Below are 20091 nucleotides of genomic sequence, written 5' to 3' on the forward strand. Positions count from 1 at the left end.
TTTTTATAATATTTAAAATTTACTGATTTTATGGTAAGCTATAAAGGAACTTTACAGTCAAGGAGTATTTTATGTTAAATGATTACGAAATAAATGAGCTAAACGAGCATGGGCTCTATACGACCGGGCAGTTCGCGAAAATGTTTGACATCGAAAAATCCACACTTCATTATTATGATAAGATTGGATTGATTTCCCCCCAGATAAAAGGCGACAATAACTATCGATATTATTCTTGGCAGCAGTTTGACGATATTACACTGATTTTAACGCTGCGTGAATTGGATATGCCAATATTGGAGATCAAAAAATACGTTGAAAATCGAACGCCAGAGAAATTTGCCAAGCTATTGAACAAAACAGCGGCGCAGCTCGAAGAAAGGCTTGCACAGATTTTACGGCTCCAGAAATTTATAAACGGCAGACGGAGCATTACAGAGGAAGCGTTGAACGCTGAATTAAATAAAATTAAAATTCAACATCTTCCTGAAGAATTTTTCTATGTCACTGCCTTCGATGGAAACCCTTACGTTATTGAAGAAGTTTATCATTACGAAGGCTATCATAACAAAACCCTAAAGCTGCTTGATATCTATTCGCCTTATTCTGTAGGTGAAATTACCCATATTGATTCCATATATGAAAATAAAATTATTCATCATAAATATTTTCAGACAAAGCTTACAAACAAAAACGACTATTCCGATCCCTGGATACATCCAGAAGGGGATTATCTTACCATTTATCATAAAGATGGATATTGGAAGACTCCCAAATACCATAAGCAGCTTTTAGCGTTTGCAAAAGATAGCGGACTGGAAACAGATAACTATTTTTATGATGAATATCTTTTAGATGAAATGACCACCAACACGATGGACTCATATTTCATCCGCATCTCACTGTTGACGAGATAAATTATTTCCCCCGCCCTCTGTCCATTAATAAAATGTAGTGATATAATAAAATGTGACAGCTACGATTGCTCCCAGAGAGACGCCACGGCGGTCAATTCCTATTTTGGCGAATATATGGCCTAGTACAGCTATGTGCCACACACAACCAGTACGCGAATTTGAGATTGGGAGGAAATCCAATGCTTGAACACTGCAAACGTGTTTTCATATATTTCTTCATATTTTTTCTATTTGGATCTGTGATCACCGTTTCGGCTGCGTCAAACGACAAAGCGGCGGCATATTATACGGACATCCCCGGGGTAACCGAGGAAGAGATCGCCCAAATAGAATCGCTGAAACAGCAGCACCCGGAGGGCCTGGTTTACGGAATGATTTATTCGGAAGAGGCGTTTGTTTCCTTAGATGGCCAGATCGGAGGCTACGCCAATCTTGTATGCCAGCGGCTCAGCAGCTTGCTGGGTTTGAAGATCACGCCCCAGATCCTGGAGTGGGATAAACTGAAAGCCTCCCTGAACGATGGCTCTGTAGATTTGAGCGGCGAATTTACTGCTACGCCAGACAGGCGCAAAACCTATTTTATGACCAGCTCTATTGCGGAACGTTCCTTTGCTGTTTTTCGCAATGCCAACCGAGAACCTCTGGATCTTCTGAGCAGCAAGGAGACGCTGCGCTACGGTTTTCTGAAAGATGCCACAACCTATGAGCGGGTACGGGAAACTTCCGCAGTACCCTTTGAGGCGGTCTTTGTCCGGGACTACAAAGAGGCGGCGGAAGGACTGCGTGACGGCACCCTCGACGGCTTTGTTCACGAGGCCACCACCGATTCGCTACTGGAATATTACTCGGATATCGCCTATCAGGAGTATTACCCGGTAGCTTTTACTTCTGTTTCGCTGGCTACTGCCAATCCGGATCTGAGCTCGCTGATTAATGTGGTGGAGAAATATTTAAAACATGGCGGCAAGCAGGAGCTGTCGGATTTATATGAACAGGGAAAAAAAGAGTATTTGCGCCAACAGCTGTACAAATCGCTCACCGCGGAAGAAAAGGCGTATCTGAAGGATCATATCGATAACAAGCAGCCAATCCCTGTGGCCGCAGAGTTCGACAACTATCCCATCAGCTTTTACAACGAGCAGGAGCACAAGTGGCAGGGTATTGCCCATGATATTCTCGATGAAGTGCAAAGTCTGACCGATCTTTCTTTTGAAGTAACCACAGGAACAGAGGAACCCTGGAATTCGATCCTTGAAAAATTAGACAACGGCGACGTAGTGCTCATTACCAACCTGATTAAGTCCAAGGACCGCAGCGGACGTTATTTGTGGCCGGACGCGCCATATTCCACGGACAGCTATGCTCTTTTGTCCCGCATGGACCAAGACGATATGACCATCAGTCAGGTCACCCTGTCAAAGGTGGGACTTCTTGAGGGCACGGCCTACGAGGAAACCTTCAACCGGATATTCCCAGACCACAAAAATATTAAACTGTATTCGGACGCAAAGCTGTGCTTTGAAGCTCTGGGAGCCGGAGATGTGGATCTGATTATGATGCCCCGCCATTTGCTTTTATTTATTACCAACTATATGGAACGACCTGGCTTTAAGGTAAACGTTCCTTTGAATATTCCCTGCGAGGCTTACTTTGGTCTCAACAAGGATCAAAAGGTGCTCAGTTCCATCATAAGCAAGGCGCAGAAGCTGGTGGACTGCGAAGAAATTACGGATCACTGGGAAAGACGGGTTTTCGACTACAGCAAGAAGCTGGCTGAGCAGAGGGTCCCCTATCTGGCGGGAATATCAGCCCTGCTCTTGGTCATTCTTGCTCTGGTTGTGGTACTCTATCGGAAGCGAGAGCGTTCTTCTCACCGGATGGTGATGACCGATCCGCTCACATCCTTGTATAACCGGCGCTTTTTCGAAAAACAGCTGGAACATGAGTGGGCTGAGTCCATAAAATACAGGATTCCCATCAGCCTTTTGACCGTTGATTTGGACCGGTTTAAGGAATACAACGATACTTACGGCCATCCCCAGGGGGATTTGCTGCTTCAGTCCATATCTGCCTTATTCAGAGAATCCCTTTCGCGTCCGGGGGATGTGGCCGCGCGTACCGGCGGGGATGAATTCGTGATCCTGCTGCCCAATACGGATCTGTTCGGCGCTTCGTTTATGGCGGAAAAAATCCGCAGGAAGGTGGAAGAACTTTCCGTGGAAACTTGCGGCGGCGAGCCGACAAAGGCGACGGTCAGCATTGGAGCGGCTTGTATGACGCCGCGGTCCGGTGACAAAATTTCAAGCTTGATCGCAGCATCGGACAAGGCGCTTTACCGGGCAAAAGAAGGCGGCAGCAACTGTGTTTGCACGGCGTCGAGCTAGTGGGCTATTGCGAAGCTTTTAAGAAATAGTATTGTATAATGGTAGAATAATAATTTAATTAAGGCATGATGGGGTATGGTTAGAGAAAGTACACAATTTTTTAGTAGGACACGATGAAGAAATGTTTACAATGTGGAACTGAGGCAGACACGAACTTTTGCCCAAATTGCGGCTCTGAAATGAAAGAAGTTCCGCATCTATTTCCCGAACGATCCAAAACTACTAGTGATATTGAACCTACAATACCTTCCACGCCAAGACCAGGTCAGGGCATGAAAGCAAAGAAGCCGATTTATAAACGGGTATGGTTCATTATCCTTGTAATTATTGTTGTTTTAGGTATAGTTGGATGCTTTGCAAGCGGAGATGAGAATACTGAAACGGCTTCCACACCTACAGAGGCGACACCTTCTACGACAATGGCTACCACTGAAGCCCCGGCAACGACGGCAGCAACTGAAAGTACTACGCTGGGTGAAAAAAATGCCCTGCAAAAAGCTAAAGACTACTTAATGCTTGACGCTGGCTTTTCCAAAAAAGGTCTAAAAGAACAATTAGAATTTGAAGGCTTTACAGACAAACAAGCTGCACATGGTGCGAAATCTGTCGGCTATTAATGAAAAGATTATTTTAAGTTGTACTCTATGGATGCATAATAGCTAATTGCTGCGAGCGGGTGGGAAATTGGGACAGTTATTATCCGAACATCAGATAAACTGACAGCATCACAACCTGTACCTTAGCAAAGTTAACGGCCTTGCGGAGCTTTGCGCCCTTGATGAGCTTGGCAGCTTTTATCTGGTCTCCGGTCTCCTGTGCATGCCGGAGCAAATATATGAGAATCTCGGTCTGGTCTCTTTTGCACTTCCTGAGTCCGAGCTCAGCAATCTCGACGGCTTTATCAGGTCTTCGCAGATGTCCCAAATCAACGTTATCTCAAGCTGATCATCAATATAATCATAGAAGTTTACTTTCTTTATGTTTCGCTGAATATCATGCCATGCCTCTTCCAACTTGGTTTTCTTTGGTTCTTTGCGTTCCAAATCTGTAGGCTTCCGGAGCTCTTTAAGAAGCTCTTCCTTCTCGGGCAGCGTTAACATATCAAACAATTTCATGATTTTATACATCATAAGATGACTGTAATGCGTCCAACTCAATTAGTCACGCAGTGCGTGGCGATTTGGAAAAGTTAAATTTAAACGCTGTCAGCTTCTTCCAAGGCTCTGTATTCTGCTTTCAATTCTTGGCGCAGTTCTTCTTCTGTCGGCAGGTATAATTTGTATTTTGAAGCAAATATCTGAAGATTATCTTCCGGTAATGTGTATTTGACAACTGCATCGCTTTTATCTGCACATAACACAATTCCAATAGGTGGATTATCCCCTTCATTCATAAGTTCTCTGGTATAATAATTGACGTACATTTGCATCTGGCCTAAATCCTGATGTGTCAAATCACCAAGTTTCAAATCAATCAATACAAAGCATTTCAAAATATAATTATAAAATACCAGGTCGATGCAAAAATGTCGACCGTCAAAGGTAATACGTTTTTGACGCGAAACAAAGGAAAAGCCTCTCCCAAGTTCTAGCAAAATTTTTTGAAGGTGGTTGATAAGCGCTTGCTCTAAATCGGATTCATAAAAATCATCATTTGATGACAAACCCAAAAACTCCAGAACATATGGATCCCTTATAATATCTTCCGGCGTTTTCCCCGATTCCAAAGTCTGAATTTCTGAAGCCACATTTTCTTTGTTCTGACTTGAAAGCAGCCGTTCGTAAAAGAAAGAATTGATCTGGCGCTCTAGCTGTCTGGTTCTCCAGCCTGATCGAACCGCTTCATCTGCGTAGAACTGCCTGGCCTTTTCATTTTCAACTCGCATAAGATGTCTGTAATGGGTCCAGCTCAAATCGCTACTCAGTGCGTAGCGATTTGGAAAAGTTAAATAAAATTGCCTCATATTTTTCAAATTGGCAACTGTAAAACCTTTCCCAAAGTCTTGCGTCATTTGTTTTGAAAGCGCCTTTAACAACCCACTGCCATACTCTGATTTTTGACTGCCGCCTTGTTTCTCTACTATGGCTTTTCCGATTTGCCAATAGGCTTCAACCATTGCAAAATTAGCTGTTGAATAAACCTTATGCCGTGCTGAGTTCAGAACTTCTTTAATTTAATTGTAAAATTGCAAGTCAAGTAATTCGCTTTTCATAATTCCTGTTCCTCTATCTCTAAATTCAGTTTTTTCACTTGGCTTTCCATAGTATGATTCCTTCCTGATTTATGTTTCTATAAAACGGTAACACCTGCTGCCATTCTTGAAATTGCTCATAATCTATGTCTAGTACAGAAAAAACTCTGTTGTATTTTAAATTCATATCTACAATAAAATCTGATAATATGTCTTTTGTCTTCCGGTCTATTTTCTCGATCATTAATAAAGCAACATCCACATCTGATTCCTCAGTATCAGTTCCCCTGTCCACAGAACCATATAAGATAATTTTAACAATTTTTTCGCCTAAAATTTCTTGGATTCCCTCTGCTAATTCAACTATAGCTGCTCGATCCATCTTACAGCACCACCTTATTTATGTTGTGATCGAACCGATCTGATAATTATGCTATATTTTATCATTGTCTTACTAATATAACAACGGGCTGTTAATTAACTATATAGACATTTTGTATCTTAGAGTATTATATCCAATTGATGTTAGGTATTATTTTCATTCAGACCCGCTTTTACTCTTTATAATCATTTCTTTGAAGTATAAGGCATACCGCCTAGATGTTCAGAAGGCGACATCCCTTATACTATAAAAAAGTTTCCTCTGGAAACGTTATTCGCGCTTCGCGCTCACTTTCACAAGGTAAACTTTTTTGAAATACAGGAAATGTTACGCAATCGATATTTCCTGTATTATAAAGAAAAAGAACGCTACTTTCGTAACGTTCTTGCTGGCGGAGGACACGGGACTTACGCTGCTTGCTCCGCAACCTGCCGTCCTGCGCCTTCACTCCCGTTTCGGCTTGGACCCGTCGCTACTCGGCTGTCCGCCGGACAGCCTCGCTTCACGCTCCGGCCCTTTCGGGTTCGAGTCCCGACTGTATCTCAATTCCACCAAAGAAAAACACGCCCGAATTCGGACGTGTTTTTTTGGCGGAGGACACGGGACTCGAACCCGCGGGGCTGTTACACCTTACTCGCTTTCCAGGCGAGCTCCTTAGCCACTCGGTCAATCCTCCATAGCTGCCCCAGCGTGTCCCAAATCGGACCGCTTGGCGCACTTAATAATTTACCATATAACGCAGGTCTTTGCAAGTAAAAACGATAGTTTTACTCAAATTCTTTTTTCATAGTCTCCGCCCGCTTTTCCGTCAGCGCCTGAAAATCCTGAAGCACATGCTCATATTGAGAATTCATGTACTGGGATGTAATGAGAAAGTCAGCCGTTGCACTATTGGTAGCCACCGGAATATCGTAAACCACCGCAATGCGCAGCAGCGCCTTTATATCCGGATCATGAGGCTGTGCTTCCAACGGATCCCAGAAAAAAATCATCATATCGATCTCACCGTCGGCGATCCTGGAACCAACCTGCAGATCGCCTCCCAGGGGACCGCTTTTATACGCCTTTACCGGCAGGCCCGTGGCCTCTGCGATCAACCGGGACGTGGTACCCGTTCCGCATAAAAAATGCTTCTTCAACTCATCTTTGTTTTTCACACACCAAAGCACCAGCTCATCCTTGAGATGATCATGGGCTATCAGCGCGATTCGTTTTTGTTTTTCCATTATTACATTCATATTTTATCCTCCTTTCCTTCATTATATCAAAGTATGCCCAATCTTCTACCCCAATGGACAAAGTTTAACCTAGATTTAACGTAGCTGTCAGATCATTCGCTTATATGGATACTGCTTTGCCGAAAAATTGAATGCAGCAAAGTGGGGAACAGGTTTATGGAAAAAATCAGAAAAACCCCAATTTTCATGCGCTGGCATTCTGCCGCCAAAAAAATCCTGCACCAAATCGACCATACCAATTTAACCTGCAAGCCGCATCGAGCAAGCTATACCACCGCTGGCATAAAAACCCGGCAGAATGCCCACCAATCATTCAGCAAACAACTCGTTAAACAACATACTAGTCATCAACACCAACCATGACAGAAGTTGCCTTGATGATTACAAATGCAACTCATCAACAGAGCGAACGAAAAAGTAAATAATTTCCATTTATATTCGAGTCTGACCTTTTTCCAGCCGAAGTCCATATAGCATTCACCTTTTATCACAAAAAACGGCTATCCCAGGCAGAGTTAGCGCAACCTTAAGCAGTTGTTCTTATATTCATATAGCAAGATAATTTCGGCGCCTCAAAAATTTAGTACAAATATCGTATTTTTATATGGACATACCCCCGGATTTTGCCCATTTCGAATAGAAATCGGCAAAAAATTGAAAATTGCACTAACTTAGGTAAAAGCCAGTGCAATCCCAGATGACGGTCAGCTGCATGAAGCCAATGGCTTTTTTTCATGCAGGCAGCCTTCTCCATCATATTTAGTATTTATTTCAGGCAGTCATATACTGCGTCCGGCATTTCTTCGATGTCCAGAACTCCCGTATGTCGGATTTCTTTGTTCTCCAGATCCTTCAGCCCGGCAGGCACGCGTACCTTTGTCTTTTCATATAAATTCTTGACCGATTCAAATCCGCTTTCACCCTTTTCCAGGCCGATGGATTCTGTAACGCTGTCGGCAAACTTATAAGCGCTGGCCGTGGACGCGATCAGAGTCGGCGTCTTGTCACCGGTATAAGCAACATAATCCTCATAAACCCGGTATGCGACCGCGGTGTGGGTATCCATCAAGTAGCCGTACTTGTTATACATATGGCCGATGGTTTCATTGGTTCTTTTCACATCCGCATAGCCGCCGTAAAAACGATCCAGCGCATAATTGATCTTGGGGCTTACGGTATATTTCTTGTTCTTTTCCAAGCTTTCCATCAGGTCCTTGATCTCTTCGCCGTCCTGTCCGCTCAGGTGATAGAGCAGCCGTTCCAGATTGCTGGAAATCAGGATGTCCATGGACGGAGAATTGGTGAGGAAGAATTCTCGGTTGGTGTTGTAGGTTCCAGTGTTGATGAAATCTGTGAGCACCTTGTTTTCGTTGGAAGCGCAGATGAACTTTTTAACCGGAATGCCCATCTGTCCCGCATAGTAAGCAGCCAGAATATTACCAAAGTTACCCGTGGGAACGACGATGTTCACCTTATCGCCGTTTTCAATCACGCCTCTTTCGACCAGCTTGATGTAACCGTAAACGTAATACGCCACCTGGGGCACCAATCTGCCGATGTTGATTGAGTTGGCCGACGACAGTTTGCAATCGATTTCCGCCAGCTTTTCGGCAAAACTGCTGTCATTGAAGATTTTTTTCACGCCGGTCTGCGCATCGTCAAAGTTGCCGTTGATGGCAAATACGTGGGTGTTTTCCCCCGCCTGCGTCACCATCTGGCGCTCCTGAACCTGGCTGACGCCCTTATTGGGATAAAAGACGATGATCTCTGTGCCCGGAACGTCCGCAAATCCTTCCAGGGCCGCCTTGCCCGTATCACCGGAGGTTGCGGTCAAAATGCAGATCTTTTTATCTTCCTTTTCCTTTTTCATTGCGGTTGTCAGAAGGTACGGCAGGATGGACAGGGCCATATCTTTAAACGCCGCCGTTTTCCCATGATACAGTTCCAGAAAATAAGCGTCGCCGCCTTTTACAATGGGCACGATCTCCTCTTCTTCAAATTTTGAATCATAAGCTCCCCTAACGCAGGCTTCCATCTCTTCATCCGTGTAATCTTCAAAGAATGCCCGGATAATGCGGAAGGCGATCTCCTGATAGGACTTTCCGATCATGTCCTCAATGGCAAATGGTAGAGCCGGGATTTCATTGGGAACATAGAGCCCCTTGTCCTCTGCGATGCCCTGAATAATGGCCTGAGCCGACGTCTTTATATATTTACTTCCTCTGGTACTCTGGTAATGTATCATATCTTCACTCCTTTACACGCTCAATATTCCTAGATTCTAACAAAAAATGCCGGAAAGTTCAATGAAAAATTAATCTACGAGGATATCCCGGTATTCTTCATGTTTTTCAAACCATTTCACCGCGTAAGAGCAGGTAATCCTGGCTTTCTTTCCATCAGATGCAATTTGCTTTGCCGCCGCTTCCACCAACTGTCCGGCCGCTCCCTGTCCCCGCAGCGAGTCATCGACAAAGGTATGATCGATGTCTACAAGGCCGTTTCCCGCATCGGGAAAGGTGATTTCCGCCACTAGTTTTCCGCTGTTATCCACTGCAAAAATTCGATTTTTTTCTTTTTGTAATTCCATATTCGTTTCCCCCTACTGTTCGCACTCCAGTGCTTTTAAAATCACATCAACGATTTCATCCACATCAGCGAGCGCCCCTTTTCCCAAGTCCCCGCAAGCCAGCAGGCTGGCTTTGGGATCGATAAAATGATAGCCAAACTGTTTCAGCTTTTCAATGTTTGCCTGCACGATGGGATTTTCATACATATTCGTATTCATGGCAGGTGCCAGATAGATGGGCGCCCTGCCCGCCGCGGCCATAGTCACTGTGGACAGAAAATCATCTGCGATGCCGCCGGCTATTTTCCCGATGATATTGGCTGACGCGGGAGCGATCAATACCAGGTCGGCTTTTTTTGCCAGCGAAATATGTTTCACTTCGCTGGGCGTAATTTCCTCAAACATGTCCATATAGACTTTGTTTTTGCTCAATGTCTGAAAGGTCAGCGGCGTGATAAACCGGCTGCCGCTTTCCGTCAAAATCACATCCACGTTATGCCCCTGCTTTGTCAAGCGGCTGGTGATTTCCGCAGCCTTATAGGCGGCGATGCTGCCCGTTACCCCTAATAATACGTTCATCTCGTTTCCTCCCAAACCCGTTTTGCGATCATATCTGCGATCTGCTCATTATTTTCCATGGAGTCGCAGGTACCGTCCCTGTGGATCAAGTAGCCCTTATGCATATTGGGGCCGATCTCCGCCAGATCATTGGCCAGGACAAAGCTGCAATCATTTTTTTGCAGGAGCCCATAGCCCACCTGTATCAGCTCTTCATGGGGCACATGGCTGAGCAGTTTGAAGCCCACCAGCGTTGTCTGCGGGCTGAGCTTTTTAATCATACGGATCACCTTGGGCGACCGCTGCATGATGATGGTCAAATCGTCGATATTGGAGCTGATCTTATTTCCTTCCAATTTGGTGGTATCGCCGGACTTGATCTTTTCCAGAGTGGTCACTTCCCGCACCATATAATCGCTTACTGCCATGGCATGAATAACCCCGTCGATCCGTTCTTCCGTCAGCAGCCGTTTCAGCTCTGCTTCCAGATCACGAACGCCCTCGATGGGGATTGCCGTCACATTGGCGCCCTCAAGGGGCTGTGCTCTCAGTCCGTGGAGATAGTAAAGCTGGTCGATCTCCTGTGAATAGTTATCCAGAAAACGCTCACCGATGGCATGGCCCAGTCTGCCTGTGGAAGTATTGGTGATGGATCTGACATCGTCAATTCGTTCGCTGGTTCCTCCTGCTGTAATGATGATCTTCATCGATTGCTTTTTCTCCTTCTGCTTATTTCTGCTCAATGATTTCCAGCGTTACGCCGTTTGGATCTTTGATGAAAAAGAATCTTGTATTGGGATTGGGCTGAATCGGTCCGCCTGTGATGACAACGCCCTGGCGCTCCATTTCCGCCATCGCCTCATCCAGCGAATCCACGGAAAGTCCCAGGCTCAGATCCTCGCTGAAGCTTCCCGGGGCAGCTGTTTTGTCACAGATCAGCTCGATCTCCGCCGGACCGTCCTCCATGAATGCGATCTCTGTGTTGGGACCGGCGGCAAATCTGCGCGCTGTATTCATTCCGATCACATCCTCATAAAAACGAATGGATTCTTCCAAATCTTTCACGTGTATGGTTGCAAATGTAAATTTCATCTTTATCCTCCTTATTCTTTGATCTTCCGATCTACTAAAACTTTTCCATCCGGGCTGAGAACCGTAATCGACTTCTTCGCTTCATCGAAAAAGTCCTGCTTTTTGCCGGCCTGGCCCAGCATATAGCGGTAAGTGAGTCCTTTATCATCTTTTGTTACCACATAAACATCCAAGACAGCGTCATCCGGGTTCTTGACGCTGTCTTTCCAGTCAAATCCGGGAAAATCTTCCCCAAGCTCCGTAACCTTTACCTGTTTTTCATAAATCTGTTTGCCGCCGGCCATTACAACTACTTGTGCATTAGAAGGCGCTTCGACTATGAATTCGCCGTATTCAAATGTGACTTGAAGGTCAAATCGGGTTTCACCTTTGCCAGCTGACGGATCTGATCCCGCTGCGCTCCAGCCAAAGTCGGTGGATATGTACGGGTTTTCGCCATCCACAGACTCGGTCCGCGTGGCCTTTTCGTCAATCAAATACACTTCCGGATCCACGCTTTTGAAAAGGGAAACTGGAAATGTTCCCACAAATGTATTTTCTTTCTGTTTTAAAGCATAGGTTTTTCCGTCTATTTTCACCTTTGCCTTTGTGCCCTCCCGGAATTCGACAGGAGTAACCGATAGTTGGCATTCCACCGTGCCTGCCTCGACAGAGATGGTATCTTTTCCTTTAAATTTCACGCTGGTGTCGCAGAAAATCGACGGCGGCTCGGGAGTCTCAACAATGCTTGCATCGTCATAACTCTGGGTCTGATGGACGACCACAGAGCCCTCTCCGATTAAGTCCCGCACCTCTTTCACCTGAACTGCGATAACAACAATGCCCAAGATCATAGCCACAGCCGCAGCCGCACTTACAGCGATTATGATCGTTCTGGTTTTCTTATCCATAGCTTTCCCTCCATAACAATTGAAACAACACATCAAACACATTGTTATTTTACTACAGATTTACTTGAAATGCCATACTATTCTAACCATTGAGTGCGGCGTTGCCGGGAGCGGTGTCAAAAATTGTCGAATGAGATAATTGGTTCAACAATGTATTAATTTTCCCTTTGCCGCAACGCCATTTCGCAGCCAAAAAAAGCAGGATGCCCTTGGGCATCCTGTACCATTCAACAAAAACCCGGCAGTTTGTCCGCGGATCATCTGGCCAACAACATACTAATCATCAACACCAACCATAACAGAAGTCGCTTTAATGATTGCATAAGCTTCTTTTCCCACTTCTAAACCCAGTTCTTCAATGGAGGCCATGGAAATCGTGGAACTGATTTTATTGCCTCCGCCAATATCAAGGATTACAATACCGTTTACCGCACCCTTCTTAATTTCAACAACTGTGCCTTTTAACTGATTTCTAGCGCTTAATTTCATAATTCTTCATCCTTTCCTCGGTCTGTCCCGTATTTTTTGCTCTGCAGCAACCGACTGTCAGAAAAAACTTTTTTCAGGACGAATTCTGACCGTTTTTCAGTTTTTTTAATGTATAGCTCACCACTTTCATACCCGGATTATCAAATTTCAAAACATAATACCCTTTTCCATAAATTCCAAAGTCAAAATTTAGGAAAGTATCTGGACCGAAAGGTTTTGAGGTGGAGTCTGACAGTCTGGCCCGGGACCCAGTCTCTGCACCCCAGCCCAAAGTCAACGCATCGCCCCGTTTGGCCCGCAGGCTCATTTGCCTACCGTAACTTCCCCCTCTTCATTGACGCCGATCACCTTTTCCCCGGCAGCCCGAAGGCCGGCAATATAGTCGATATCTTCGGCTTCAATTTTTTCACCCGGGCAGATCAAAGGAATGCCCGGCGGATAGGGGATGATGGAGGATGCACAGATACACCCCGCGGCATCTGAAAGGAGAACCCGCCGCTTATCCTTAGGAATATCGTAAATCCGCTTTTTTCCGGGGCTGCGGCCGCCGCCCGCCGTATGAACTGCCGCTTGCTCCTGTCTTTTCCCATTTTCACAAAGTTTGCTGATTTCCTTCAGTCCATGGAGCAGCACATCAAAATCCCGCCGCTGATTGCCGATTCCGGTCATCAGCATGAGGATATTGCCAGTCGTAAGCTCAGCGAACACGCCCCGCTCCATCAAAAGCTCTTCCAGGCGGCCTGCGGAAATCCCAAGAAGGGTCGTATCCAGATTGATCTTGCTGCGGTCGAAGTTTTCAAGATTGTCCATGACCCGCACATTCGGTATTCGTTTGACCCCTTCATAAAAAGCATTCAAATTTTCCCGCCACTGCGCCATCAGCTCTGATCCCTTCTTCTCCAAAAGATCGGCGTTGATATCCAGGGATGCCATCAGCAGGTAGGACGGACTGGTGCTTTGAACGGCCTGGAGTTTATCTTCCAGCACATAGCGGTCCACCCGATGGGAGTTCAAATTGAGGACAGCGCTCTGGGTGAAGGATGCCAGGGTTTTGTGGATGCTGTTGATGACGATGTCGGCGCCCAGATCCTCAGCGCAGGCCGGCCCTTCGCCCGCCTGGCTCAGCAATTTAAGATGGGCTCCGTGAGCCTGATCCACGATCAGAACCTTCCCGTGCTTATGGACCAGGTCGGCGATGGCCTTAATATCGCTGCAAACGCCGTAGTAATTGGGGCTTGGCAGTATGACAGCTCCGGCCTGGGGATTTTCCAACAGCGCCCGTTCCACTTCCTGGGGCGTCACTTGTCCCAGTATCCCGTACTCTTCAATCAGCTGAGGATACAAGTAAACCGGCGAAACCTTTCCCAGCGCCAGGGCGTTGAATACGGATTTATGGCAGTTTCGCGCCATGATCAGTTTTCCGCCCTCAGGTACGCTGGCCAGGATGGCCGCGATAATTCCGCAGCTGGTGCCATTGATCAGCAGATAGGAATGATCTGTTTGATACAGCCGGGCGTAACGCTCCTGGGTTCCTTTTAAAATTCCTTCGGTTTGAAACAAATTATCTGCTCCCGGAATTTCTGTAACATCGCAGTCCATAAATTGATCGAGAAATTCCCCATAGCCAAAACGGCGGTAAAGCTGCGCGCCTTTATGCCCAGGCATATGAAAGGACACTGGCTTCTTTGCCGCGTGCTCCATGAGGAATTGTACCGTTGTCTTTTCTCTGTCCACAAAATTTCTCCTTTCCAAGTCTCTCCATTATACTGCTTTTGTGTTAAAATAGAAAGCAAAAGGAGGAAGTTTCCATGTCCCATTGCGACGCTATAGTCAATTTAAAACAGGGAGCACCGCCCGTTTCCATCGTGCTCCCAAACCAAGCCGCCTATCTGATGAACCGCCTGACCGCCTGCGGCCATAAAGCCTTTGCAGTCGGAGGGTGCGTCCGCGACAGCCTCATGGGCCGGACGCCCCAGGACTGGGATATCTGCACCAGCGCCCTGCCGGATGAAATGAAGCAATGTTTTTCCGACCTTCACCTTGTGGAGACAGGCATGAAACACGGCACCCTCACAGTGATTGTGGACCATCAGCCGTTCGAACTGACGACCTTCCGCATTGACGGCGAATACCAGGACGGCCGCCATCCAAAGCAAGTGCGCTTTACCTCTGACCTCAAGCAGGATCTGAGCCGCCGGGATTTTACCATCAACGCCATGGCATATCACCCGGATGCGGGTCTGATCGACCCTTTCAGCGGCGCAGCCGATCTGCAGGAGGGGATCATTCGATGTGTGGGCACGGCAAAGAAACGGTTTGAAGAGGATGCTCTGCGCATCATGCGGGGAATTCGTTTTGCGGCACAGCTGGGCTTTGCCATTGAAGAGGAAACAGCCGCCGCCCTTATTGACTGTAAATCCCTTTTGGACAGGATTTCAGCGGAACGAATCCGCATAGAACTGGACAAACTGCTCTGCGGCGCCGGGGCCATGAGCGTACTTTCCCAATATCGGGAGATTATCGGACAGATTATTCCCGAAGCCAGGCCCATGTTTGATCTTGACCAGAAAAACAGCTATCACATCTATACGGTGTGGGACCATACCCTTCATGTAATCGATCAGATTAAAAACACGCCCCTATTAAAACTGTGCGCATTTTTCCACGATATCGGCAAGCCGGAGATGATGACCGTTACCGAGGAAGGCTGGGGCCATTTTTACCGTCACGAGCTGGCAAGCGAACGGATCGCAGATGAGGTGCTGTCCCGGCTTAAATACGACAATCACACCAGAGAAACAGTCACTTCCATCGTCAGAAACCACAGTATCGTATTCCACCCAACGGCCAAACAGGCCAGAAAGCTGCTCCATAAGCTGGGCGAAGAAAAGCTGAGGCTTCTGATCGAACTGGAATACGCAGATGTGAAAAGCCAGAATCCCATCTATACCCAGGATCGAGTATCCGCAATCCGGGCGTTCAGCGAAAAGATGGAGGACGTGCTGGCAGCAGAAAACTGTTTTTCACTCAGGGATCTTACGGTCAGCGGCCGCGACCTGATAGCCCTGGGGATGCCTCAGGGCCCGGAAATCGGAAGGACATTGGACAGACTGCTGGATCTGGTGATGGAAGAAGAGCTGCCCAATGAGAGAGCCGTGCTTCTCCATTCGGCTGCGGAAATGTTAAATCTACAGGCAAATGTGATTGGAGGCAAAAAATCATGAAGCTTAAAGATTTGAAAAAACCGGATCCCGGCTTTCTCAGAGTCGCTTTTATAGGAAAGGAAGTCATCGCCGACGACGGCTGCCCGTATCTGCTCATGGCCTTGGCCGAACGGGAAGCAGAAGAAGATATTTGTTCTGATTTCTGGATTCTTGGTGAAAGCGCCGCAGATTCGCTTGATGCCTGCGTCACAAACCGGGACGTTCTCCGTTATGAAGAATTTTCCGACCCTCAAGTGGTAGAATCGGTGCAGGCCAAGGCCGGGCCTTCCGATCTCCATCCTGCCGATCCGGGCCAGCTCCTCAAAGAAATGACCCAATACCGCTGTCAGGCCATGCGGCTGGATGAATGTGAGGACGGCATCCTTATCCTCCAATATTTTCTGCGCAATGGCTGCATACCCTCAAACTGGTCTGATAAGCCCCTAGATCAAGTGCGCCTTTTCCTTTGCAAGGCCGATCCATCGGATCGCTACTATGAACTTTGCAGACAAAAAGATACGACCTTTTCGATGCACATCGTCAAGGCTTATAATGCCCAGTTGGCCGAGCATGCCTTTTATTGTCCATACGGTACCTTTGATACTCCCAAAGTGCTGGAGCTTACGGACCATGAAGGTGAGCATATCTCAGTGCGGATCAACGGACTTTATCGTTACGATCCCTGGGCCAAAGTGGATGAGTTTTTTGCTATGCAGGAGAAACATTTTTCGGAAGAAGAAACAGTACAGTACGCTTGGGAGCAGATCATCAATTTGATCCGCTGCTGTCCCAAAGGAAAACAGCTTTTAGTTCTGGACTGGCAAATGAATTCCTGCGTACCCCGCTTCTTTGCCAAGAATCTTTTGGATGCGCCTTACTGCTATGAATTCCAAATCTTATCCGGTCTGTTCATTCCCAGCAGCGGCCGCCGCATGCGTTCCGTCATTGATGTGGTCGACGACCGTTATCACAGCGGATTGGAGATCGAACTATTTTCTTATGAAAAATAGCCGTTTACTCGTTTTCAGGATCCCCGGCGGGCGCTTTGTTTTTTCTGCTCGGAAACTCGGAAATGATGATGGCTGCAAACATGAAAATACAACCGATCAGCATCCGGCCCCGAAAAACTTCATTTGCCAGGGTAACGGCAAAAACGGTACCGAAGACGGTTTCCGTGGACAGCAGAATGGCGGTATGGTTGGCAGGCGCAAATCGTTGGCACAAGTTCTGCAGCAAAAACGCGAACGCAGTATTAAAGGTGACCAGATAAATCAGTCCCAGCAACGGGACCAGATGCATCTCAGGCAAGCCTGCCGGCGTATCGAAGATCAGTGCAGTAACAAGTGAAAAGACGGCGGCTATCCCAATCTCCAAAAAGGTAAACAGCGTTGCATCCATATCCTTCATAAAGATACCGATAAATACCACCTGCAGCGAAAAGGTCACGGCAAAAAGAAAGGTCAGAAAGTCACCCAGCCCGATGGTAAGATCGTCTTTCAGCGTCAGCAGCGCAATACCAACCAAAGCGAGAAAAGCCGCGGCAAGGATTTTCTTTGACGGCTTGGTTTTCAGGATAATCCACGACAACAGCGGAACCATCACTGTGTACAGAGAAATAATGAAGCTCTGTTTCCCGGGTGTCGTATATTGCAGTCCGATCGTCTGAAGGGTGTTGCCCAAATACATGAGAAAGCCAATGAGCAGTGAGCAGAGAACCATTTTCTTAGTAATCAGCTTGAATTTTCTCATGCAGAACAACGCCATGACCAGCGCTGCTCCCACATATCGATAGGCCATGATGTTCATCGGGCTCATGTCCTCCAGGGCGAATTTTCCTGCCACAAAACCGCCGCCCCAAAAAAGAGCAACAAATAAAAGACCGATATCCGCCATGATCATATTTCGTTTTGCTTTCACTTCGCCTTTGATATCCACTCCATGTCCTCCTGCACAAAATCGTATACTTGGTATTCTAAATCATTTTCACAGGAAAATCAAACTAATGACGAAAATCCCCCGCTGTGGATTGCCTTATCAAAAGCACGTATATCTATTCTTAGAAAGTGATCATTTACCGTGCATTTTGCAGATAAAGATACTTATTTAGTGAGCTTCGCAGAAAATAAGAAAAGTTTCACTCTAAAACATTTAAATTGAAGCCGGACTTCCGAGCGATTTCAGATTTTAGAAAAGACAACCCCAAGGCCATCAAAGGTGTATTCCGTCAGTTCGTCCACTTTTGCGAATATGAAGGAACCAAACAGACCAATGATATTGGACAGCTTACGCCCAGGGTACAAAAGGCCAAAGAAATCTTCAAGGCAAATCGCCTTGAAACGTCTACAATAAAGGCTATGAAAGCCGTAGCGGCATCCTAAATGCTACAGTCCTTTTTTATCTTTTAGTCCGTGTGGTCTGTTTTGCACCTCAAAAAGGTCTGACAATGCCGAAAACCACTGAAATTTCAGTGGTTTTCGGCATTGTCTTTGGTATCGCCTAGGGGAGTCGAACCCCTGATTCAGCCGTGAGAGGGCTGCGTCTTGACCACTTGACCAAGGCGACATATCAAGCTGTCGAGTTATATTATAACTTTCTTCCGCCCGCTTGTCCATATCTTTTTTACATTTCTCCGGAGGTGATTGCTAGTTGATTACATTCTGCTCATATTCGACTGCTTGGAGCTGGCAGTTGTCATACCTTATAACATACTTACAGCCGGCAGTCTTTGATTTTGTTTTTTGATAGTTACTACGCAGCATGTCGAATTCCGGCCACCGGGACTCAGTGTCAAAAAGGGGACTCTCCGTGAAAAAAACGAAAATTTTTCGTGAAATTTACACATTTTCCAACGGTTGAGTCCCCACATATTCCATTTTAAGCAAGCGCATGGCCATTCCAGCCGGATCATAGCCCGCAGACCCACAACTTTGCGGAAAAAATGCGATTTTCCACAAAAATTTTCCGGACGGAACCAAGTATCAGACCCGTGACCAAGCCAAGCCCGAAAGTTGGACAGCAAAAACTCCTACACAGTATAAGAAAGCAGCTCGATCTCCACCTCATCCTCAAAATCAGCCGGCACCACATCCACAACGCAACGTTCATGGTTCCCATCAGACAAAAGGCCAATTCCTGAAAATGGTTCATCCACATCTGCCGGCGCGTCCAGATAGTCTTTCGTATAAAACTCCAGCTGCAAATTTTCATCGGTACTGTATTCCACGACCAGCAGCCGTTCGTCTCGGTCGCAGTATTCCTCCAGCTCGGAGAAGTCCATGTCCAGGCAAGAAACGTCCGTCCAAATATTGTGCAGGTAAACCCCATGGATCCGCACCGTAACATCTTCGCCGTTCTTTCCTTTTATTGCAAAGGTTTTGGGCATATCGTAATGTCCGCAGCTGCACCGAATGACCTTCCCCACCAGAACCTCTTCAATCGGTTCTGCCATCTCAGCCGTGATCCCAAGAATATCCGCGTCCCAGCTGACACCAAACATTGCCGGTTCAACATCATAAGCGGCCAGCGCCAGCATGTCCACGTCCTTGTCCATCCATTCCTGAGGCACGCATCCCTTTTCTGCAAAATGCTTGATGAGCATAATTTCCTCGTATGGCTGTTCCTCCAGGTAGCTTACATTAATCTCGTCGGTCTCATAGCGAGTTCCATTAATATGAAAAGCTTCTATATCCGTCACTGAAACATCGCCGTCCGTTTCCATAGATTCGATCAAGAGCTGACGGTTGGTTTCCGCTTCCTCCTCTTCCCATTCTTCATCCTCATCCCAATCGTCATAATCAGCCATATAATCCTCATGAAGAATGAGCAGTCTGGAAACCGTTATCAGTTCACCGTCCTCCACCTCATCTAATTCTCTCAAACCTAAAAGCAGCGCCTTTTTTTCCTGTACCTCTATTTCTCTGCCAATCAGAATTTCCTTTTTGACTTCCGTCTGATCGTTCAGTAAATCTCTCAGTCTCATCACAAGTCCTCCTTTTGTTCTTATTATTACTAGTATATCCCACATACCATAAGAAAGAAAGTCCAAATCTGCGGACAAATTTCCGCTTGAATTCTCCGCTGTGAAAAATACCGGCTCTGACAAGCAAAATAGCAACTCAATTATATTTTTAAACAATCCAATTATTGAGCTTCCCGCCCGCCTAACATACAATGAGTAG

At 46.4% G+C, this 20091-nt stretch carries 20 protein-coding genes and 2 tRNA genes; 6 read left to right on the forward strand and 16 right to left on the reverse strand.

The features are described 5' to 3' along the window. Positions 1 to 71 precede the first annotated feature (71 nt). The 3 genes from LG211_RS16765 (at position 72) to LG211_RS16775 (ending at position 3918) form a co-directional block, all read left to right on the forward strand. Positions 72 to 917 (forward strand): MerR family transcriptional regulator, encoded by an 846-nt coding sequence (locus LG211_RS16765; protein ID WP_269478043.1) that lies wholly within the window; start codon positions 72 to 74, stop codon positions 915 to 917. 179 nt (positions 918 to 1096) lie between these two features. Next, positions 1097 to 3301 (forward strand): transporter substrate-binding domain-containing diguanylate cyclase, encoded by a 2205-nt coding sequence (locus tag LG211_RS16770; RefSeq protein WP_148397431.1) that lies wholly within the window; start codon positions 1097 to 1099, stop codon positions 3299 to 3301. A 113-nt stretch (positions 3302 to 3414) separates the two neighbouring features. Then, positions 3415 to 3918, forward strand: coding sequence for an Ltp family lipoprotein (locus LG211_RS16775; RefSeq protein WP_253020894.1), 504 nt, complete (start codon positions 3415 to 3417; stop codon positions 3916 to 3918). A gap of 177 nt (positions 3919 to 4095) precedes the next feature. Here LG211_RS16775 and LG211_RS16780 read toward each other — a convergent pair whose 3' ends face one another. From LG211_RS16780 to LG211_RS16800, 5 genes are all read right to left on the reverse strand, one after another. Further along, a complete protein-coding gene (locus tag LG211_RS16780) occupies positions 4096 to 4416 on the reverse strand; it encodes a hypothetical protein (RefSeq protein ID WP_269478044.1) in 321 nt (106 codons plus the stop codon). A gap of 80 nt (positions 4417 to 4496) precedes the next feature. After that, the gene (locus LG211_RS16785; protein ID WP_269478104.1) at positions 4497 to 5474 is read right to left on the reverse strand and encodes a PDDEXK nuclease domain-containing protein; all 978 of its coding nucleotides are present in this window, start codon (positions 5472 to 5474) and stop codon (positions 4497 to 4499) included. Positions 5475 to 5547: 73 nt separating this feature from the next. After that, positions 5548 to 5874, reverse strand: coding sequence for a nucleotidyltransferase family protein (locus LG211_RS16790; RefSeq protein WP_148397433.1), 327 nt, complete (start codon positions 5872 to 5874; stop codon positions 5548 to 5550). A gap of 588 nt (positions 5875 to 6462) precedes the next feature. Then, positions 6463 to 6550: transfer RNA gene (locus LG211_RS16795), tRNA-Ser, on the reverse strand. A 91-nt stretch (positions 6551 to 6641) separates the two neighbouring features. Then, positions 6642 to 7112 (reverse strand): methylglyoxal synthase, encoded by a 471-nt coding sequence (locus LG211_RS16800; protein ID WP_148397434.1) that lies wholly within the window; start codon positions 7110 to 7112, stop codon positions 6642 to 6644. Between the two features lie 156 nt (positions 7113 to 7268). On the opposite strand from LG211_RS16800, the gene LG211_RS16805 reads away from it, so the two are divergent. Then, on the forward strand, positions 7269 to 7475 hold the full coding sequence (locus LG211_RS16805) for a hypothetical protein (protein WP_227755482.1): 207 nt from the start codon (positions 7269 to 7271) through the stop codon (positions 7473 to 7475). Positions 7476 to 7878: 403 nt separating this feature from the next. Here LG211_RS16805 and thrC read toward each other — a convergent pair whose 3' ends face one another. From thrC to LG211_RS16845, 8 genes are all read right to left on the reverse strand, one after another. Next, positions 7879 to 9357 carry a threonine synthase gene (gene thrC, locus LG211_RS16810; protein ID WP_148397435.1) on the reverse strand — a complete coding sequence of 493 codons (1479 nt, stop codon included), beginning with the start codon at positions 9355 to 9357 and terminating at the stop codon, positions 7879 to 7881. A 69-nt stretch (positions 9358 to 9426) separates the two neighbouring features. Next, complete coding sequence (locus LG211_RS16815; protein ID WP_148397436.1) at positions 9427 to 9702, reverse strand: GNAT family N-acetyltransferase; 276 nt, start codon at positions 9700 to 9702, stop codon at positions 9427 to 9429. A gap of 12 nt (positions 9703 to 9714) precedes the next feature. Continuing rightward, entirely contained in the window at positions 9715 to 10260 is a 546-nt protein-coding gene (gene coaBC / locus LG211_RS16820; RefSeq protein WP_148397437.1) for a bifunctional phosphopantothenoylcysteine decarboxylase/phosphopantothenate--cysteine ligase CoaBC, read from the reverse strand. Continuing rightward, the gene (locus tag LG211_RS16825) at positions 10257 to 10946 is read right to left on the reverse strand and encodes a phosphopantothenoylcysteine decarboxylase domain-containing protein (protein ID WP_148397438.1); all 690 of its coding nucleotides are present in this window, start codon (positions 10944 to 10946) and stop codon (positions 10257 to 10259) included. The genes coaBC and LG211_RS16825 overlap by 4 nt, the downstream gene beginning before the upstream one ends. Before the next feature lie 22 nt (positions 10947 to 10968). Then, complete coding sequence (locus tag LG211_RS16830) at positions 10969 to 11331, reverse strand: VOC family protein (protein ID WP_148397439.1); 363 nt, start codon at positions 11329 to 11331, stop codon at positions 10969 to 10971. Between the two features lie 11 nt (positions 11332 to 11342). Continuing rightward, complete coding sequence (locus LG211_RS16835; protein ID WP_148397440.1) at positions 11343 to 12221, reverse strand: hypothetical protein; 879 nt, start codon at positions 12219 to 12221, stop codon at positions 11343 to 11345. Between the two features lie 276 nt (positions 12222 to 12497). Beyond that, positions 12498 to 12710 (reverse strand): TOBE domain-containing protein, encoded by a 213-nt coding sequence (locus tag LG211_RS16840; protein ID WP_148397441.1) that lies wholly within the window; start codon positions 12708 to 12710, stop codon positions 12498 to 12500. 303 nt (positions 12711 to 13013) lie between these two features. Beyond that, positions 13014 to 14444 (reverse strand): aminotransferase class V-fold PLP-dependent enzyme, encoded by a 1431-nt coding sequence (locus LG211_RS16845; RefSeq protein ID WP_148397442.1) that lies wholly within the window; start codon positions 14442 to 14444, stop codon positions 13014 to 13016. 74 nt (positions 14445 to 14518) lie between these two features. Here LG211_RS16845 and LG211_RS16850 point away from each other — a divergent pair, with 74 nt between their 5' ends. Both LG211_RS16850 and LG211_RS16855 read left to right on the forward strand, forming a co-directional pair. Further along, a complete protein-coding gene (locus LG211_RS16850) occupies positions 14519 to 15934 on the forward strand; it encodes a CCA tRNA nucleotidyltransferase (protein WP_148397443.1) in 1416 nt (471 codons plus the stop codon). Next, entirely contained in the window at positions 15931 to 16923 is a 993-nt protein-coding gene (locus LG211_RS16855) for a hypothetical protein (protein WP_148397444.1), read from the forward strand. Before LG211_RS16850 ends, LG211_RS16855 begins: the two co-directional genes overlap by 4 nt. Positions 16924 to 16927: 4 nt before the next feature. Here LG211_RS16855 and LG211_RS16860 read toward each other — a convergent pair whose 3' ends face one another. The 3 genes from LG211_RS16860 to LG211_RS16870 form a co-directional block, all read right to left on the reverse strand. Beyond that, the gene (locus LG211_RS16860; RefSeq protein WP_148397445.1) at positions 16928 to 17848 is read right to left on the reverse strand and encodes a DMT family transporter; all 921 of its coding nucleotides are present in this window, start codon (positions 17846 to 17848) and stop codon (positions 16928 to 16930) included. A gap of 552 nt (positions 17849 to 18400) precedes the next feature. Next, positions 18401 to 18475, reverse strand: a tRNA-Glu gene (locus LG211_RS16865). 463 nt (positions 18476 to 18938) lie between these two features. Continuing rightward, entirely contained in the window at positions 18939 to 19892 is a 954-nt protein-coding gene (locus LG211_RS16870) for a hypothetical protein (RefSeq protein WP_148397446.1), read from the reverse strand. Positions 19893 to 20091 lie beyond the last annotated feature (199 nt).

Source organism: Hominibacterium faecale, assembly GCF_020734085.1.
Taxonomy (GTDB): domain Bacteria; phylum Bacillota; class Clostridia; order Peptostreptococcales; family Anaerovoracaceae; genus Hominibacterium; species Hominibacterium faecale.

Coding starts and splice junctions, on each gene's coding strand:
- LG211_RS16825 (WP_148397438.1), bottom strand. CDS start 10,946: ATGAAGATCATCATTACAGCAGGAGGAACCAGCGAACGAATTGACGAT.
- thrC (WP_148397435.1), bottom strand. CDS start 9,357: ATGATACATTACCAGAGTACCAGAGGAAGTAAATATATAAAGACGTCG.
- LG211_RS16775 (WP_253020894.1), top strand. CDS start 3,415: ATGAAGAAATGTTTACAATGTGGAACTGAGGCAGACACGAACTTTTGC.
- LG211_RS16790 (WP_148397433.1), bottom strand. CDS start 5,874: ATGGATCGAGCAGCTATAGTTGAATTAGCAGAGGGAATCCAAGAAATT.
- LG211_RS16840 (WP_148397441.1), bottom strand. CDS start 12,710: ATGAAATTAAGCGCTAGAAATCAGTTAAAAGGCACAGTTGTTGAAATT.
- LG211_RS16850 (WP_148397443.1), top strand. CDS start 14,519: ATGTCCCATTGCGACGCTATAGTCAATTTAAAACAGGGAGCACCGCCC.
- LG211_RS16805 (WP_227755482.1), top strand. CDS start 7,269: ATGGAAAAAATCAGAAAAACCCCAATTTTCATGCGCTGGCATTCTGCC.
- LG211_RS16815 (WP_148397436.1), bottom strand. CDS start 9,702: ATGGAATTACAAAAAGAAAAAAATCGAATTTTTGCAGTGGATAACAGC.
- LG211_RS16855 (WP_148397444.1), top strand. CDS start 15,931: ATGAAGCTTAAAGATTTGAAAAAACCGGATCCCGGCTTTCTCAGAGTC.
- LG211_RS16780 (WP_269478044.1), bottom strand. CDS start 4,416: ATGAAATTGTTTGATATGTTAACGCTGCCCGAGAAGGAAGAGCTTCTT.
- coaBC (WP_148397437.1), bottom strand. CDS start 10,260: ATGAACGTATTATTAGGGGTAACGGGCAGCATCGCCGCCTATAAGGCT.
- LG211_RS16765 (WP_269478043.1), top strand. CDS start 72: ATGTTAAATGATTACGAAATAAATGAGCTAAACGAGCATGGGCTCTAT.
- LG211_RS16835 (WP_148397440.1), bottom strand. CDS start 12,221: ATGGATAAGAAAACCAGAACGATCATAATCGCTGTAAGTGCGGCTGCG.
- LG211_RS16770 (WP_148397431.1), top strand. CDS start 1,097: ATGCTTGAACACTGCAAACGTGTTTTCATATATTTCTTCATATTTTTT.
- LG211_RS16830 (WP_148397439.1), bottom strand. CDS start 11,331: ATGAAATTTACATTTGCAACCATACACGTGAAAGATTTGGAAGAATCC.
- LG211_RS16870 (WP_148397446.1), bottom strand. CDS start 19,892: ATGAGACTGAGAGATTTACTGAACGATCAGACGGAAGTCAAAAAGGAA.
- LG211_RS16800 (WP_148397434.1), bottom strand. CDS start 7,112: ATGAATGTAATAATGGAAAAACAAAAACGAATCGCGCTGATAGCCCAT.